Below are 16,819 nucleotides of genomic sequence, written 5' to 3'. Positions count from 1 at the left end.
AGGAACTTACTCGGATTTCTTGCTCCGCCCCATCAGCGCCGCAATAGTCTCCGGAACCTTCACACCCTTATGGCAGACCGCGTACACCGCCTGGGTCAGCGGCATGTCGACGCCGCGTTCTTGCGCGAGCTGAAAAATGCTTCTCGACGACACCACGCCCTCCGCGACCTGCCCGCGCGTCGCGGCCTTCGCCTCCTCGATCGTCGCGCCCTTGCCGAGGGCGGAGCCGAACGTGCGGTTACGCGACAGCGGCGAAGAACAGGTCGCCACCAGGTCGCCCAGGCCGGCCAGCCCGGAAAAGGTACGCGCATCCGCGCCCAGTTCGGTACCGAGGCGGGTAATCTCCGCCAAGCCGCGGGTAATGAGCGTAGCGAGCGTGTTCTCCCCCAGCCCCTGGCCGGAAGCCATGCCGCAGGCCAGCGCGATCACGTTCTTGGTCGCGCCGCCGATCTCGCAGCCGATCACGTCTTCGTTGGTGTACGGGCGCAGATAGCTCGTGGCGCACGCGGCCTGGACCAGCTTGGCCCGGTTGAGATCGCTGCAGGCAATCACGGTGGCGGCGGGCTGCTCGAGCGCAACCTCCCGGGCCAGGTTCGGGCCAGAGAGCACGGCGATGCGGTCGTCCTCGGCCCCAGTGACCTCGCCAATGATCTGCGACATCCGCAGGTGGGTATCCGTCTCAATGCCTTTTGAGATGGAAAGCAGCGTGGAGTCAACGCGCAGGTGGGGCGCCCATGCCTTGAGGTTTTCACGCATGGTCTGGCTGGGCACCGCAAAGACGACGATATCGGCGTCCAAGGCCTCTGTCGCATCGGCGGTGGGGCGCACCGTCTCGGGCAGCCTAATTCCAGGCAGGTAGTCGGGATTTTCCCGAGTGTCGGCCAGCTGGCGCGCGAGTTCGGGCCGGCGCGCCCACAGGTCGACGGTGTTGCCGGCGTCGGCAAAGACCTTCGCAAGCGTTGTCCCCCACGAACCGGCACCGAGCACTGCCACATTCACCATCGGTTTGCATGCCTTCCTGATCCATCTGCCACCAAACGTTGTTTCAACCTATCACCCGCACGGCCGTTGTACCGTCCCGAGCCCGGCGGCACCCGCAGCAGCGAATTGCACCCTTTTCCACAATCGACACCGCCCAGGGGCGTGCCGCGCGTGGCGCACTGAGGCAAGGTAGGCAAAGATAGCGGGTATGGCTGAAAAGAAATCGCATAAGGGGAAACTGCACGAGCAGCACAAGGACATCGCCGGGGAGATGTTTTTGACCGGCCGCCATCAAGAAGTGCCGAAGCGCCCGCAGGACGAGTTCACCCGCACCACGCTGGCCGCCGGCGCGGTGCTGTGGCGCGGCGATAACAGCGATGCCTCCTCGATTGAGGTTGCTTGCATCCACCGCCCGCATTACGACGATTGGTCGCTGGCGAAAGGCAAGCTCGACCCGGGTGAGTCGCTGATTGCCACCGCCGTGCGCGAAATCCGCGAGGAGACCGGCTACCACGTCCGCTTGGGCAAGCTCTTGGGCAAGACGGTCTACCCCGTGAAAAACACCACCAAGGTGGTCTATTACTGGACCGGGGAGGTCACCGGCGGCGAGTTCACCTCGAACGACGAGGTCGACGAAATCCGCTGGCTGCCTATCTCCCAGGCAAAGGAGTTGATGAGCTACGCGCTCGACCGCAAGGTACTCGAAAAGGCCGAGAAGCGCTTCTCGCGCCCCGCGCACACGCGCATCCTGCTGGTGCGCCACGCCCGCGCGCACGAGCGGCAAAAGTGGTCAGGCGACGATAATCTGCGTCCGTTGGATAAGAAGGGGCGTCGGCAGGCGGAAATGCTCGTGCCGCTGCTCGCGCCATTTGCGCCAGAGCGGATCTACTCGGCGCGCCCGGATCGCTGCCGCTCCACGGTAGAGCCGCTTGCCGACGAGCTGGGCCTCGACATCACCGTCGATTCCCGCTTCGGCGATCAGGCGTGGCTGGAAGACATGGTGGGCGCCAAGCGCGCTTTTCAGGACATCATCGACGCCGGCGGCACGAGCGTCGTGTGCAGCCAGGGCGAGGCCATCCCCGGGCTGATAGCGTGGTTGGCAGCAAACGGTACGTTGCCGATCGATTCAGAGATCAAGGCGAAGAAGGGATCCGTATGGTCGCTGACCTTCCACGATGGTCAGCTCACCGGCGCGGATTACCTTCCGTCGGCACTGCCAGTGCAGTAAGAAAGGACGAAGAAGTTTATGGCTTTCGCTCCCGTCACGCAGGAGCGCATTGAGGCCACCCTGGATGCGCTAGGCCTCAAGCACTACCGCAGCGAGACCGATGGGTTGACGGTCACCGCGTTCCCCAGCGCCGTGTGTTTCTTCCGGATCGAGGGCGACATGCTCAACATCGTGTCGCGCTGGCTGGGCAAGGCGCGCAGCGATGAGGACAAGGCGGCGCTGCGCCGGGCGGTCAACCACCTCAACCGCTCCCTTCCCCGACTGCGCGCGCACCGGGTGGATTGGGACGACGGCGCGATGCTCGCTTTTATCGACGCCCCGTATTTCCCGGTCGGCGGCGCCGACGACGAGCAGCTGCAGAAGATCCTGGACTTCAGCTTCGCTATGCTGCGCTACGCCACGGATACGCTGAACGAGCAGCTGCCGCAGCTGCGCGACGGATCCGCTGAGAAGGAGGCCTAAACGATGAGCGCTACCGGTGTGAAGCAGTCTGACCTGGCACGCGTGCGCGACTACTTCGCTGCGCAGGGGTGGAAGTACAGCGAGTCCGAAGCACAAGACACGATCCGGACGGTCTTTTCCGGCATCGCGATGGATATCTCCTATACGTCGAATACGATCGTGCTGTTTACCACGATCGGTGTGAGCGAGATTCCCGCCTCCCGTTTTGAAGACGTGCTCGAGTTTTGCGAGCAGTTCAACAACGCCCGCTCCTTCCCCACCGCAATTGCGATTGAGGAGCCGGAGCGCGACCTTGCCGCCCTCGGAATCTCCTATGCGCTGCCGTGCCAGTGGCAGCACACCGACGAGCAGTTCCGGGACTTCGTCGACCGCGGCGTGCTCGGCCTGGTAAACACCGCGAAGGCGTTTTTGTCCGAGTTCGCACCCGAGGTGCTGCGCAAGCTACCGGAGTAGCCCGCGCAGCACGGGAGCGTGTTATCGCACCGCCGGCTTGAATGCGGGTCGGGCGGATTCGTAGTCGGCGATGGCGGCGTCGTCGCGAAGCGTAAGCCCGATGTCGTCGAGGCCTTCCATGAGCCGCCAGCGGGTGTAGTCGTCGATCTCGAAGGTGTAGGTGTTTTCGCCCACGGTGACGGTGCGGTCCGCGAGCGAGACGGTGGCTTCGAGGCCGGGCTGCTGCTCGAGCTGCTTCCAGATCAGCTCGATGTCGGACTCGCTCATAATGCCCGCGAGCAGGCCGGCCTTGCCGGAGTTACCGCGGAAGATATCCGCGAAACGCGGGCTGAACACGGCCTTGAAGCCGTAGTCCATCAGCGCCCAGACTGCGTGCTCGCGGGAGGAGCCAGTACCGAAATCCGGTCCGGCAAAGAGCACGGAGCCGTCGGCGTACTCGTCCTGGTTGAGCACGAAGTCCGGCTGGTTTTCGCGCCAGTTGGAAAATAGGCCGTCTTCGAAGCCGGTGCGCGAAACGCGCTTGAGGTAGCGGGCGGGGATGATCTGGTCGGTATCGACGTTTGAGCGGGTCAGCGGCACGCCGACGCCGGTGTGGGTGGTGAATTTCTCCATGATGCTTTCTCCTTTTACAGGTCGGCGGGGCTGGCGAGGTGGCCGGTGACCGCGGTAGCGGCGGCGACCAGCGGCGAGACGAGGTGGGTGCGCCCGCCCGGGCCCTGGCGGCCCTCGAAGTTGCGGTTGCTTGTCGACGCCGACCGCTCCCCCGGCGCCAACTGGTCTGGGTTCATGCCCAGGCACATGGAGCAACCGGCGGTGCGCCACTCGGCACCGAACTCGGTGAAAATTTTGTCCAGGCCTTCCTCTTCCGCTTGCTGTTTGACCAGCGTGGAGGAAGGCACGACCAGCATGCGGGTGTTGTCCGCGATGTGGCGGCCGCGCACCACGGATGCGGCGGCGCGCAGGTCTTCGATTCGCGCGTTGGTGCAGGAGCCGAGGAAGACGGTGTCGATGGCGATCTCGCGCAGCGGCGTGCCCGGGGTCAGATCCATGTAGGCCAGCGCCTTCTCGGCGGCCTGCTTGGAGCTCTCGTCGGTGAAGTCCTCGGGGTCGGGCACGTCGCTCGCCAGCGGGAGCCCCTGGCCCGGGTTGGTGCCCCAGGTGACGAAGGGGGTGAGGCTCGAGCCGTCGATTTCCACGACGGTGTCGAACTCGGCGCCCTCGTCGGTGGGCAGCGTCTTCCAGTACTCAACGGCAGCATCCCAGTCGGCGCCGGTCGGGGCGTACTCACGGCCCTTGACGTACTCGAAGGTCTTCTCGTCCGGTGCGACCATGCCGGCGCGGGCACCTGCCTCGATCGACATGTTGCAAATCGTCATGCGCGCTTCCATGGACAGCTTCTCAATGGCCTCGCCGCGGTACTCAATGATGTGGCCCTGGCCGCCGCCGGTGCCAATCTTCGCGATGATGGCCAAAATGAGGTCCTTGGCGCTCACGCCTTCCGCGAGCTCGCCCGTGACCTCCACCGCCATCGTCTTGAAGGGTTTGAGCGACAGCGTCTGGGTAGCCATGACGTGCTCGACCTCGGAGGTGCCGATGCCCATGGCGATAGAGCCGAACGCGCCGTGGGTGGAGGTGTGCGAGTCTCCGCAAACAATCGTCATGCCAGGCTGGGTGATGCCCAGTTGCGGGCCGACCGTGTGCACGATGCCCTGCTTGACGTCCCCCATCGGGTGCAGTGTCACGCCGAACTCTTCGCAGTTTTTCCGCAGGGTTTCCACCTGGGTGCGCGAGGTCGGCTCGTGAATCTCGAGCAGGTTGCCGCTGACGATGCCCTCGGTGGGCACGTTGTGGTCTTCGGTGGCCAGGTGCAGTTCCGGGTGCCGCATTGCGCGCCCGGCCATGCGCAGCCCGTCGAAGGCTTGCGGGGAGGTCACCTCGTGCAGCAGCTGGAAGTCGATGTAAATAAGGTCGGGTTCACCGTTTTCGCCGGCTTTGACGACGTGGTCGTTCCAGACCTTTTCTGCCAGGGTTTGTGGCGTGCGTGCCATACTGTTCCTCCTCCGTCCCCACGCCTCGGAAACGACTCTGCTTCCCAAGATGCGGGATGGTATCATCCATTACGTGAGACAGTATAGCGAAGATTCCGGCATCAAAGTGCTTGACCGCTCCGTTGCAATCGTGCGCGCCGTCGCCCGCGGGGAAAAGACGCTCGCACAGCTCAGCGAGGACACCGGCCTCCCGCGCGCGACCACCCACCGCATCGCCACAGCGCTCGAGGTCCACCACATCCTCGCCCGCACCGAATCCGGCGCGTGGACAATCGGTCCCGCGCTCGCAAGCTTCACCTCGGGCACCTCCCCGCTGCTGCTCAGCGCCGCATCTCCGATCATGCGCGAGCTCGTCACCACCACCGGCGAGGCCGTGCAACTCTACGAGCTCACCGGCGAGACCCGCACATGCATCGCGGCCGAGGAGCCAGCCGCCGGCCTAACCTACACCGTGCCCGTGGGATCGCAGCTCTCGCTCGCAGCAGGCTCGGCCGCGCGAGTCTACGCCGCTTTCTCGCTTATCGACGCCACGCCCTTCCCCGCCTCCGAACTCCGTAAAGTCCGCGAGACCGGACTTGCAGAATCGGTCGCCGAACGCGAAGTCGGGCTCGCCTCTGTCTCCACCCCCGTCCGGGAGCGCGACGGCAGCGTCATCGCCGTCCTCTCCGTCTCCGGCCCGGCGGAGCGTTTATCCCCCAGCCCCGCCGCGAAATGGGGCGAGGCGCTGCTCGCCGCGCGTGAGCGTTTGGAGGCGGCGCTGTAGGCGTCGATAAGCAAAGGCCTAGACGAAGCCCTCACCGATGCGCCACTGGCGCTGCTCGCCGAGCGCGACCGTGGCCTCCGGGTCCTCGACGTCAGAGACGCGGTAGTAGAGCATGTCCACGAAATCGTGGTGGATGCTGGCGACGCCGTAGCCGTGCGCGTCGAAATCGATGTGGTTGACCCACGGGTTATTGTCGCGGATGACCTTCTCTACCAGCAGCGAGGTGGAGTTGTCCTCCGGGTGGTAGGTGCCGAACGCGCTGGTGAGAATCTCGTCCACATTGGGCGCGGAGATCGAAGTGGTGACCATCTCGCAGCCGATCTCACCGTAGGTTGCAGATATCGAGTTCGCCCACTCGGAGTGGATGTCGCCGGTAAGAAACAGCGCGTTGCTCCCCTGCTCGTCCAGCACGGTGAGGAGTCGGTCCCGTTCGGCGGTGTAGCCGTCCCACTGGTCCGAATTGACGGCGATACCGGTCGAGCGTTCCCGGATGTAGCCGATCGCCTCATTCGCCTTGTCGTTGCCCGCGATCGTGGCGAAACGCATCGGCGAAATCATCACCGAGTTGCCCAGCACATCCCAGCGGGCATTGGAAGTTTTCAGCTGCTCGGCCAGCCAGTCGAACTGCTCGGAGCCCAGCATCGTGCGATCCGGGTCGTCGAACTGCGCGCCCGTGGTCTCCTCGTCGCGGTAGGTACGCAGGTCCATCACCGTCAGCTGCGCGAGCGTGCCGAAAGTGAAGCGGCGGTAGATGCGGCGCTCCTCGGAAAGCGACTCGGCGCGCACCGGCAGCCACTCGAAGTACGCCTGCATCGCCGCTTCTCGACGCTGCGCCCACTCACCTTCAACGCGACCATCCGTATGGTTTTCCGCGCCGTCACGCCAGTTGTTGTTCGCAACCTCGTGGTCATCCCACACCACAATCCACGGGCACGCGCCGTGAGCGGCCTGCAGGTTGAGGTCGGTACGGTAGCGTCCGTAGCGCTGGCGGTAGTCCTCGAGCGTGGTGATCTCCCACTCCGGGTGGTGCATGCGCGCCACGCCGCTCTTGCCCGCGTACTCGCCGGTCGGATACTCGTAAATGTAGTCGCCCAAGAACACCACGTGGTCGATCTCGCGGTTGCGTGCCCGCTGCGCCATGTCGCCATACGCGCTGAAAAACCCGGACTCCCAGTTGGCACACGAGGCGATGGCGAGGTTGAGCTGATCCAGCTCCGCATCCTCCGCAGGCGCGGTCAGGGTGCGACCGACCGGGGAGGTCGCCCCCGCGTGCTCTCCACCCTGCACGATGAAGCGGTAGAAGTACTCCGTATCCGGTGAAAGACCGGTCGGGTCCACATGCACCGTGTGGTCGGCCGAGGCAATCGCCACGACCGTGCCGGTGCGCGGGTTGTCGAAGTCCTCCGAGGTATCGATCTGCCACTCAAGCTCCACGTCCTCACCCAGACCAGATCCGGGCAGCGCGTCGCGCGAAGGTGTCACACGGGTCCAGAGCACCACGCGGTCCGGAAGCGGGTCGCCTGAGGCCACCCCGTGCAAAAACGGCAAGCCCCATTCCCCCGCCGTGGTCGGACCTTCTGGGGTGGACACCGTAGAGGTGCGCGCGGCGTACGCGCCCCCGGCCCCAATGGCCACGGCCGCAGCCGATGCTGCGCCAGCTTGCAGGAGGACACGACGATTCACACGGATTTCTGAGCTCATGCCGCTTACTTTCAACCAGCACAACGCGTCCCGCAAGGCGAACAGCACGATGTTGGCAAAAGTTCACCTTCTATTCAGCTTTCGGGCACTTTGCATGTAACCGGCTGTTTAAAACGTTCAGGTTAGGTAGCAGACCATGACCCTCACGCGTACTTCACACCGCCCCACTTCACTTCTGCGACCCGCCATAGCCGTGACGCTGAGCGCTGCACTGTCTGTCTCGACGTTGACGGTCCCCACCGCACAGGCCGCCACGGATAAGGTCGATCGCCTCACCTTTGGCATCGGCGCGGACGAGACCCAGGCCAACGTCGCTTGGCAATCACCGACTTTGGGCAGCCAGTACCTCGAGTACTGGAAGACCTCGGCACCGGATGACAAGCAGCGGGTGGAATCTGAGCGCGGCCCCCACGAGGCCTTGATGACCGGTCTCGAGCCGGACACCGAGTACGCCTACCGCGTGGGCAACGATCGCATCGGATGGACCGACGAATACACCTTCACCACCGACGCGCAATCGGAGAGCTGGAGCTTCCTCGCCTTCGCGGACGCTCAGATCGGTGTTGACGCCAAGGTGAAAGAGCAGGCCGCCGCATGGGATAAGGCCGTAAACACCGCGACTTCTGAGCACCCGGACGCCTCCTTCATCATGCACTTGGGCGACCAGATTGAAGGCTGGGGCTCCGCCACCGCGCAGACCAAGGCGTTTACCGCCCCGGAGAAGCTGCGCAGCTACCGCCTCGGCGTGCTGCGCGGCAACCACGAGACCTACACCACCAAGCGCCACTTCAACGACGCGTTCTACCTGCCCAATGAGGAAAACGACTCGGGAAACTACTTCTTTAACTACAACAACGTGCTCTTCATCGGCCTGGACAGCAACGCCTCCAAGTCCGATGAGATCGTGCAACACGCCGAGTTCGTCCAAAACGCCATCGACGAGCACGGAGCAGAGGCGGACTGGGTCATCGTAGGCTTCCACCACGCGCCGTTCTCGCAGGGCACCCACTACACGGACGACGACGTGGTGCGCCTGCGCGAAGAGCTCACCCCGAAGCTTTCCGACGCCGGTGTTGACCTCGTCCTGAGCGGCCACGACCACATCTACACCCGCAGCCACCTTATGGAGGGTGCCGAGCCTGTCATCCCCGAAGGTGCCGCAAAGGCCGGCGACGTGCTCATCCCGGACGAGAACCAGGTCCTCTACGTCACTTCCACCACCGCCACCGGCGGCAAGTACTACGACTTCCAGGGCACCGACGGCCAGAAGTACCCGCGGATCCGCGAAGAGCGCGCAACCGATATCGCGCACGACTCCACCGCCCGCTGGCGCCAGGACTACAACCCGGACTACACCAGCGTTGAGGTCAACCCGGAAACGCTCAAGCTGACCACCTACAACATCAACACCCCATACGTAGTGGATCAGGTGACGCTGCAGAAGAAGGACGCACAGCAGCCGGAGGAGGAAACGACGACGCCTGCGGCAACGCCGACAGAATCCGCGGCCGAGACGACGCCGGCGAAACCTTCGGAGCCCGCAGAGTCTTCTGCAGCAACCGTCACCGCAACCGCAACGACGACTGAAAAGCCGGAGCCCGAGGTAGTCACCTCCACGGTGACCTCGGAGAAGAAGGTCACTTCGACCGTGACAACGGTCCAGGACGCGGTAGTCACGTCCACGTCGACGCAGACCTCACCGACCACGAAAGAAGTTGAGGTAACCACAACCGTGCCCACCACGGTGGAGAAGACACTGACCAGCACCTCGAAGGTTGAGGTTCCGACCACCATCACCAAGACTGCCGAGAAGCTCACGACCGGGGCGCAACCGGCCGACGACCCGAAGCAGGCTGGAAGCAGCACCGCGGGCATCATCTTCACGGTGCTTGGCGTGCTCGCAGCACTGCTCGCCGTCATTGCTGCAGCGCTGACCTACCTGCACCCGCAGCTGGTGCAGCAGATCCGAGACTACTTCAATATCTAAACCACGCACCGGCCGCCGGTTGACGCAGTAATTCTGTGGCCCAACCGGCGGCACACGTGTGCGTCGGGCACGTACGCTGGGCCGCATGATCAACCGGGAAGACCTCACCGCCTCCAGGCTGCCTATCTATGACACGGATTACACACGCCTGACCCTCGCCATCCAGGACGAGCCTGTGACGGCACCCAATCCGCAGCGTGACCCCACCGGCGTCGCAGAGCTGATTCAGCGAGAGGGGATTTCCCTGCCCATCCAGAAGGGCCTGTTCCAACCCGAGCCGCAAACCGCATACGCCTACCTCTTTATGGCCGGTTTTGTGATTGTTGCCCAAGTGGTCTCGGGCAATACCTTCTTCACGATCGTGATGGTGCTCATGATGGTCTTTGGCTGGGGCTCGTACGCGTTCCGGGAACGTAGGCGCCGACAGCGGATCCAGCAGGCGTGGGCAAACGGCTGGCTGCGCGTGGCTCCAGCGCTCATCGGCGACCTCGTACCGAAGGGGGACACCGCAGCGAAACACATTGCCAAGGGTCAGCACGCCACATGCACCGCACCAGCGCTCGTACTGAGTCCCAAAGGCGAATGGATACCGGTAAAGGAGCAACTACTCAGGCTCAACCGCACCTCTGGTCCGCAGGGGTTGCGCATCGCCGAATCCGGAGCGGTTCCTGCCGTCGACCCACAGCACAACAACGGGTGGGTCCTCTACTTAGCACCCTACAGCGAACCCGTCGACCAGGGCGCAATCGCTGTGAACCTGTCCGCGGACGATGAGGCGCGCATCTTCTCCCACATCGCACGCACCTGGCAGCTGCCGGGGCAGGACACAGACGAGCGCTGGTGGGAAAAGCACTGACACTTGCCATTGATCAACGTAGTCTGGGTCACATGATCAACCGGGAAGACTTCACCTCCGCCAGGCTCCCCTTTTACGAGGCCGACTCCACCCGGCTCCGAGACGCCCTGCAAAGCGTCCCCGTTAACAAGAAGAATCTGGACCAGGATACGAGCGGGATCGCGGAGCTCATCCAGCGAGAGGGGCGCCCGACTCTGGTTAGCCGCGCGCAGCAGATAATCTTCACCGTCATCCTTTCACTTGGCCTTCTAATCATGGGCAACGCATCGCTCTCGGCGTTCGACGCCAACTTGGCCCACGTCACCGCTATCTTCTTGTGTCTCGCCGTAGTGTTCTATGCCGGGGCTACGCTGGTTCTATACCGCGGGGTACGCGAGATTCGACAAAGAAACCGCATTCAGACGGCCTGGAAAAACGGGTGGCTACGGCTCTACCCCGTACTTGTTGGAGACCTGATCAAACGCGGACAGGTATATGCGAAAAACAACCAGGACCTGAAAGTGGTCAAATACTCCGCGCTGTGCCTGTTAATGAACCCAAACGGCGAGTGGATTCCACTGCCAGAACAGCATTTCAGGTTCGGCTACGACACGGAAGTGCCCGCGGACGGACCCAGAGAAAAGGACTTCCTCGTGGTCAATAACTCAGAAGAAGCCCGCGTCGACCCAGAACACAACAACGGTTGGGCCCTGTACATGGTGCCCTATGGCAAGCCCATCGATCAGGGGTCGCTCACCATCGACCTTTCGGGAGCCCAGGAGCGCGCCGTCTTCGCACAGATGGCGAAGAGGTGGAATATCCCATTCGACAGCGCCGGCGCGCAGTGGTGGTGATTTTGAGAAACGAAGAAGTGGCCAGCATCTTTGCTGATGCTGGCCACTTCATGTGGTACCCCGTACGGGATTTGAACCCGTGTTACCGCCGTGAGAGGGCGGCGTCCTAGGCCACTAGACGAACGGGGCGCGTTCGCGTTCCTTGCGACTTTGTAAACAATAGAGGGCATCACCATAAACACACAAATCACCAGTACAGAACGCATTTTTCGGGACGTCACATGCTGAAAGGCGCACCCTCGGTAGGTGCGCCTTTCATACGTCGCGTCCAGCTTATCGCTGGTGGTGCACTGCTCGACGCGAGCCAATACGCTGTCAGCTCCGCTTCTCGCATCCCTAGCGATTGGGAAGTCGGATTATGGCTATGCCGCGTGTGGCGTTTCGCCCGCGCCGGAGGCACCGTCGTGATGCTCAGTATCACTTGCTGTCATCCGGTCTCCTTCCTGTCGGCGCTTCACTTCCAGCGTGTCTTTGGCTCGGCTCCCCTTGCGTTCTAGTGTGCGGGGAGGGCGTCTGACCTGCTACATCCCACCCTAGGCCGGGCACGGATGCAAAGGAAGACCTCCCCGCAAATCAGCCACTGGTCCTAACCCCGCCAGAGACAACATTGCAGGCGACAACGTGTGACCCATCACACCGGTATGGGGTGTTCTAGAGCGCCACGAGTCCCACAGCCGCTGCTGCGAGCACAACCGCCCAGGCGGGCACCTTCCACGACCGCAATGCCACGAAGGCCACCGCCGCGAGCGCCATCGTCGCCGGGCCTGCGATACCAGCCGTAAACACTGGTGTGTACAGCGCGGCGGCGAGGATCCCCACGACCGCCGCGTTGGCACCGGCGAGCACTCCCCGGCTCGCGGGATGCGCCCGCAGCGCGTCCCAGAACGGCATCGCGCCGACGACCAACAGCGCAGCCGGCAGGAAAATCGCCACCGTGGCGAGCACCGCACCGAGCGCCCAGTGCACACCGTTCGCGCTCGCGCCGAGGAAGGACGCGAAGGTAAACAGTGGGCCAGGCACCGCCTGGGCTGCCCCGTAGCCGGCGAGGAATACATCAGCATCGACCAGCCCTGTCGGCACAACGACCTGTTCCAACAGTGGAAGCACGACGTGTCCGCCGCCGAAGACGAGGGCACCGGCGCGGTAGAAGCCGTCGACAAGCATGAGCCCCACGTTGCTGCCCCGGGCGATGATTGGCAACGCAACTAGCAGACCGGCGAACACGCCTAAGCTAGCCAGGCCTGCGCTCCTCGGCAGGGTCAGCCCCGGTGTGGTCTCGCTGGCCGGGACCGCTTCTCGCAGCAGCGCATACCCTGCCGCCGCGCCAATGAGGATCGCGGCGACCTGCACGAAGGCACTCGGCACAAGCAGCACGAGCACCATCGCCACCACCGCGATGAGTGCGCGCCACTTGTCCGTGACAAGCGAGCTCGCCATACCGATCAGCGCGTGCGCCACCACGGCGACCGCCGCGGCTTTCATACCGATCAGCCAACCGGCGTCGGCGACGTTGCCAAGCTTGCTCACCCCGAGCGCGAAGCAGACCAGAGCGATTGCCGACGGCACCGTAAACGCCACCCACGCCGCCACCATCCCAGCCACGCCCGCCCGGCGCAGACCAAGCGCCATGCCAACCTGGCTCGACGCTGGGCCGGGCAGGAACTGGCACAGGGCGACGAGGTCGGCGTACTCGGCGTCGGAAAGCCACTTCCGGCGGTTCACAAACTCCTCGCGAAAGAAACCGAGGTGCGCGACCGGCCCGCCGAAGGACGTGCAGCCGAGTTTGAGAAAGGCGCCGAACACCTCAGCGGCGCTTCCGCGGTTGGTCGGTTGTGCGGTGGCTTCCATGCGCTGTCCTTAACTTTCGGTGGCGAAGACGAGCGGTGGCATGGTGACGCGACCGCGGCGAGCAGGCACTTCGCACCCGACCGTAGCAAAAGCACAGTCGCTTCGCCGCGCGAAAGCGGCCCTGGAAAGAGGCGCATAGACGGCACTCGTTTCACCTGATTCGGCACCACAATAACACCAGGTAAAAGCGTGTATTACCCAATTTGCCCCATCTGAATTACCCAAATTGTCCCTGCTGCATTACCCAAATTGTCCCGGCACGGCAACGCGACGACAGATGAGGGGCTGACGGGTGTGGTCCTGGATTTCGGACCCCTGTCTCTCCCCCACTGGCGCGATCGGGGCTTCACGGACTGCGCATCCCCACATCAGTGCCGGAGGCCCTTCCAAACGGAGCTAGCTCCATTTGCAGCCACCCCACCGGAGAAACCCCAGGTCGCCACTCGCGAGATCTCCCAAACGGAGCTAGCTCCATTTAGACCCGCCCCGCGAGAACCCCAACCGGTGAACACCCCAGGCCGCGAGAGGACCGAGACGGGCCCGAAACGGAGCACAGAAGCCACACACAAAAAACGAGGCGGCCAGCTTCTCAGCTGACCGCCTCGGTATGTGGTACCCCGTACGGGATTTGAACCCGTGTTACCGCCGTGAGAGGGCGGCGTCCTAGGCCACTAGACGAACGGGGCTCAAGGACACAGAACAACGATGTGGAGTTCTGTTGCTGGCCTACCTGGACTCGAACCAAGAATGGCGGTACCAGAAACCGCTGTGTTGCCAATTACACCATAGGCCATCGTTTTCCAGTGCTTACCGGAGTAAACTCTTTGTGAAGTTTTTCCGTGCTCGCTCTGAACAACGATGATTACTATAACCAGAACGCACAATACATACCAAATCGCCTGCGTATCGCGCGTTTTCAAGCGTGAGAATAACGCGGTTGTAAGTGTGTACGGATATGAAGAAACCCGCGTGCCAACACGGGCACGCGGGCGTCGAAAAGCGGTCGAAAACGGAGGGTTCCTTACTCGGTGGCGAAAGGCGTGACCGCGCGGGCGGCGCGCAGGCGCGCGAGCGTGGATTCCTTGCCCAGCAGCTCCATGGACTCGAACAGCGGCGGGGAGACCTGCTCGCCGGAGATGCCGACGCGCAGCGCGCCGAAGGCCTTGCGCGGCTTGAGCTCGAGCTTCTGAATGAGCGCTTCGTTCAGCGCGGCGTCGATGGCATCGGTGGCCCACGCGGAGTCGTCGATGGCCTCGAGCGCGGCGATGCCCTCATCGAGCGCCTCGACCACATCCTCCTTGAGGTTCTTGCGGGCAGCCTTCTCGTTGAGCTCGAGCTGCGCGTCGGGGGTGACGAGGAACTTCAGGAGCCCGTAGGCGTCGCCAAGCATCTTGATGCGGGTCTGCACAAGTTCGGCCGCCAGCGCGAACTTCTCGGCCGGGTAGTCGGCGGGGAAATCGGTGTACTCGGTGAGGTAGGCGCGCAGGCGCTCGCGGAAGTCCTCGGGCGCGAGCAGGCGGATGTGATCGGCGTTGATGGCCTCGAGCTTCTTCTGGTCGAAGCGGGCGGGGTTGCCCAGCACGTCGGACACGTCGAAGGCCTTGACGAACTCCTCGACGGAGAAGATGTCCTGATCCGCAGACAGCGACCATCCCAACAGCGCGAGGTAGTTGATCATGCCCTCCGGGATGATGCCCGCATCGCGGTGGTTGAACAGGTTCGATTCCGGGTCGCGCTTGGACAGCTTCTTGTTGCCCTGCCCCATCACGAACGGCAGGTGCGCAAACTGCGGGGTGAATTCAGCGACGCCAATGCGCTGCAACGCCGCGTACAGGGCGATCTGGCGCGGGGTGGAGGAAAGCAGGTCCTCGCCGCGCAGCACGTGGGTAATCCCCATCAGCGCGTCGTCGACGGGGTTAACCAGGGTGTAGAGCGGGGCCCCGTTCGAGCGGGCGACCACGAAGTCCGGCTGCGTCTCCGACTTGAAGGTCACCTCGCCACGCACGAGGTCGTTCCAGGTCCAGTCCTGGTCGGGCATGCGGAGACGCCACACGGGCTTGCGGCCCTCGGCCTCGAATGCGTCGATCTGCTCCTGGGTGAGGTCGCGGTCGAAGTTGTCGTAGCCCAGCTGCGGGTCGCGCCCGGCTGCCTTGTGACGCGCCTGCACTTCCTCGTTGGTGGAGTACGCGGGGTAGACCTCGCCTGCTTCGATCAGTTTGTCCAGGACCTCTTTGTAAATGTCCATGCGCTGCGACTGGCGATAGGGCTCGTGCGGGCCGCCCACGTTGATCCCCTCGTCCCAGTTCAGGCCGAGCCACTCAAGCGACTCGATGATGGCCTGGTAAGACTCCTCGGAGTCGCGGGCGGCGTCGGTGTCCTCGATGCGGAAGACAAACGTGCCGCCGCTGTGCCGCGCCTGCGCCCAGTTGAACAGGGCGGTGCGCACCATCCCGACGTGCGGGGTACCAGTTGGCGATGGGCAGAAACGTACGCGCATTGCAGATTCAGTCATGGGGTAAATCCTAGCCCCTACGTGCGGGCAGTCGTTTTTCGACGCCCACCGCCCCGCCTACCACCGCCTACTTTGAATGCCGCGACAGGAACCACCACAGCTCATCGGCGGCGGACGGCGAGTACCACCAGTAGTGGTTCGAGCCGTGCACCTGGATCACCTGCACACCCTTGGCGCAGCCGCGAGCGGACACGCGGGTCGCACCCGGCCCAACCGGGGCGCGGTCGACGCCGCCAGCACAACGGTTGCGACGCTCGTAGGAGGCAAACATCGCCGGTACCGGCAGGACGCGTTCCCCGCGGCGGATCGTGCCGTGGTAGGGGGTGAGCGTATCCCCCGTGCCGTGGACGGCCATAAAGGCGACCGGGATTGGCCGGCATCCGCGGTTGACCGGCGCATAGTACGCGCCGGACACGCCGGCCACGCCTGCAAAGAGGTCGGCCATGTGGCACGCAGAGACCGCCGCCATGCCGCCGCCCGTGGACATACCGGTGGCGTAGATGCGGCGGCGGTCGATGTTGTAATAGCGCTGCACGTCGTCAATCATGGCCCGGACAAAGCGGATGTCTTGGCCGGGTCGGGTCACCGCTGTCGGCGAGCCCTCCCACGACGCCCCGATCGCGCGCGGGTAGACGATGATGGCGTTCTGCCCCACCGCGGACTCACGCAGCCGCGAGTAGTTGCGGAAGTTCTCGGTGGAGTCCTGGTACGCCGAGTAGCCCACCATCACCGGGGTGGGTCGAGCCGGATTGTAGTTGGCGGGCACCCACACAAGGTAGCTGCGGCCGGCGCCGACGATCTCACCATTGCGGCCCGGGGCGACCGGAGCCTTTGCCTGCGGTGCCCACCCGCGCGCACCGGGCACCTTCGGAGCCGGGGCGGGAAGCGGGTTGTGCAGAAGCGAGGAACCGGCAGGCAACGATTCGTTAGCCATGCGCACGAACTTGTTCCATTCCGCGTTTGCGTTGCGTGTCGCGTCCTAAACGGCGTTGTGCGCGTTTTCCACGGCGGCGTTGACGTGGCCGTCGATGGTAGAGGACAAGTCTTGTGCGGCAGCTGGAGTGGCTTGGCCGGCCAGCATGAGCGCGGCCATGCACCCAGCAAGCGATTTCACATTTTTCACTCCTGTCACACTACTCCGCCTTAT

Annotated in this window: 15 protein-coding genes and 3 tRNA genes; 7 read left to right on the top strand and 11 right to left on the bottom strand. The window is 63.9% G+C overall.

Annotated elements, in window-relative coordinates; translation table 11 throughout:
• Window positions 1–6: 6 nt before the first annotated feature.
• Window positions 7–1,002 carry an NAD(P)H-dependent glycerol-3-phosphate dehydrogenase gene (locus M3G14_RS05220; RefSeq protein ID WP_259925191.1) on the bottom strand — a complete coding sequence of 332 codons (996 nt, stop codon included), beginning with the start codon at window positions 1,000–1,002 and terminating at the stop codon, window positions 7–9.
• A gap of 187 nt (window positions 1,003–1,189) precedes the next feature.
• On the opposite strand from M3G14_RS05220, the gene M3G14_RS05215 reads away from it, so the two are divergent.
• From M3G14_RS05215 to M3G14_RS05205, 3 genes are read left to right on the top strand one after another with little or no spacing between them, the layout of a single operon-like run.
• Window positions 1,190–2,209 (top strand): bifunctional NUDIX hydrolase/histidine phosphatase family protein, encoded by a 1,020-nt coding sequence (locus M3G14_RS05215; RefSeq protein WP_259925190.1) that lies wholly within the window; start codon window positions 1,190–1,192, stop codon window positions 2,207–2,209.
• An 18-nt stretch (window positions 2,210–2,227) separates the two neighbouring features.
• Window positions 2,228–2,671 (top strand): YbjN domain-containing protein, encoded by a 444-nt coding sequence (locus tag M3G14_RS05210; protein WP_259925188.1) that lies wholly within the window; start codon window positions 2,228–2,230, stop codon window positions 2,669–2,671.
• 3 nt (window positions 2,672–2,674) lie between these two features.
• Window positions 2,675–3,124, top strand: coding sequence for a YbjN domain-containing protein (locus M3G14_RS05205; protein WP_259925187.1), 450 nt, complete (start codon window positions 2,675–2,677; stop codon window positions 3,122–3,124).
• Window positions 3,125–3,145: 21 nt separating this feature from the next.
• Here the strand turns inward: M3G14_RS05205 and leuD are convergent, their stop codons facing one another.
• The gene (gene leuD, locus M3G14_RS05200) at window positions 3,146–3,736 is read right to left on the bottom strand and encodes a 3-isopropylmalate dehydratase small subunit (protein WP_259925186.1); all 591 of its coding nucleotides are present in this window, start codon (window positions 3,734–3,736) and stop codon (window positions 3,146–3,148) included.
• 14 nt (window positions 3,737–3,750) lie between these two features.
• The gene (leuC, locus tag M3G14_RS05195; protein WP_259925184.1) at window positions 3,751–5,172 is read right to left on the bottom strand and encodes a 3-isopropylmalate dehydratase large subunit; all 1,422 of its coding nucleotides are present in this window, start codon (window positions 5,170–5,172) and stop codon (window positions 3,751–3,753) included.
• Window positions 5,173–5,221: 49 nt separating this feature from the next.
• Here leuC and M3G14_RS05190 point away from each other — a divergent pair, with 49 nt between their 5' ends.
• Window positions 5,222–5,935, top strand: a complete 714-nt coding sequence (locus tag M3G14_RS05190; RefSeq protein WP_259925183.1) for an IclR family transcriptional regulator — start codon at window positions 5,222–5,224, stop codon at window positions 5,933–5,935.
• Window positions 5,936–5,953: 18 nt separating this feature from the next.
• Here the strand turns inward: M3G14_RS05190 and M3G14_RS05185 are convergent, their stop codons facing one another.
• The gene (locus tag M3G14_RS05185; RefSeq protein ID WP_259925182.1) at window positions 5,954–7,636 is read right to left on the bottom strand and encodes an alkaline phosphatase; all 1,683 of its coding nucleotides are present in this window, start codon (window positions 7,634–7,636) and stop codon (window positions 5,954–5,956) included.
• Between the two features lie 193 nt (window positions 7,637–7,829).
• On the opposite strand from M3G14_RS05185, the gene M3G14_RS05180 reads away from it, so the two are divergent.
• The 3 genes from M3G14_RS05180 (at window position 7,830) to M3G14_RS05170 (ending at window position 11,312) form a co-directional block, all read left to right on the top strand.
• Entirely contained in the window at window positions 7,830–9,623 is a 1,794-nt protein-coding gene (locus M3G14_RS05180; protein WP_259925180.1) for a fibronectin type III domain-containing protein, read from the top strand.
• An 85-nt stretch (window positions 9,624–9,708) separates the two neighbouring features.
• Window positions 9,709–10,479, top strand: coding sequence for a hypothetical protein (locus tag M3G14_RS05175; protein WP_259925177.1), 771 nt, complete (start codon window positions 9,709–9,711; stop codon window positions 10,477–10,479).
• 32 nt (window positions 10,480–10,511) lie between these two features.
• Window positions 10,512–11,312 carry a hypothetical protein gene (locus M3G14_RS05170; RefSeq protein ID WP_259925175.1) on the top strand — a complete coding sequence of 267 codons (801 nt, stop codon included), beginning with the start codon at window positions 10,512–10,514 and terminating at the stop codon, window positions 11,310–11,312.
• 53 nt (window positions 11,313–11,365) lie between these two features.
• Here the strand turns inward: M3G14_RS05170 and M3G14_RS05165 are convergent.
• The 7 genes from M3G14_RS05165 to M3G14_RS05135 form a co-directional block, all read right to left on the bottom strand.
• A tRNA-Glu gene (locus tag M3G14_RS05165) sits at window positions 11,366–11,441 on the bottom strand.
• Window positions 11,442–11,963: 522 nt separating this feature from the next.
• On the bottom strand, window positions 11,964–13,160 hold the full coding sequence (chrA, locus tag M3G14_RS05160) for a chromate efflux transporter (RefSeq protein ID WP_259925174.1): 1,197 nt from the start codon (window positions 13,158–13,160) through the stop codon (window positions 11,964–11,966).
• A 610-nt stretch (window positions 13,161–13,770) separates the two neighbouring features.
• A tRNA-Glu gene (locus tag M3G14_RS05155) sits at window positions 13,771–13,846 on the bottom strand.
• A 35-nt stretch (window positions 13,847–13,881) separates the two neighbouring features.
• Window positions 13,882–13,953, bottom strand: a tRNA-Gln gene (locus tag M3G14_RS05150).
• A gap of 228 nt (window positions 13,954–14,181) precedes the next feature.
• Window positions 14,182–15,672, bottom strand: a complete 1,491-nt coding sequence (gene gltX / locus M3G14_RS05145; protein ID WP_396122192.1) for a glutamate--tRNA ligase — start codon at window positions 15,670–15,672, stop codon at window positions 14,182–14,184.
• A 67-nt stretch (window positions 15,673–15,739) separates the two neighbouring features.
• A complete protein-coding gene (locus M3G14_RS05140; RefSeq protein ID WP_259925169.1) occupies window positions 15,740–16,606 on the bottom strand; it encodes a PHB depolymerase family esterase in 867 nt (288 codons plus the stop codon).
• Window positions 16,607–16,651: 45 nt separating this feature from the next.
• Window positions 16,652–16,804, bottom strand: coding sequence for a hypothetical protein (locus tag M3G14_RS05135; protein ID WP_259925168.1), 153 nt, complete (start codon window positions 16,802–16,804; stop codon window positions 16,652–16,654).
• Between the last annotated feature and the right edge of the window lie 15 nt (window positions 16,805–16,819).

The organism is Corynebacterium sp. p3-SID1056, assembly GCF_025152525.1.
Taxonomy (GTDB): domain Bacteria; phylum Actinomycetota; class Actinomycetes; order Mycobacteriales; family Mycobacteriaceae; genus Corynebacterium.
Note: the sequence above shows the minus strand (reverse complement) of the source record. Positions and strands in the feature narration are given on the sequence as shown.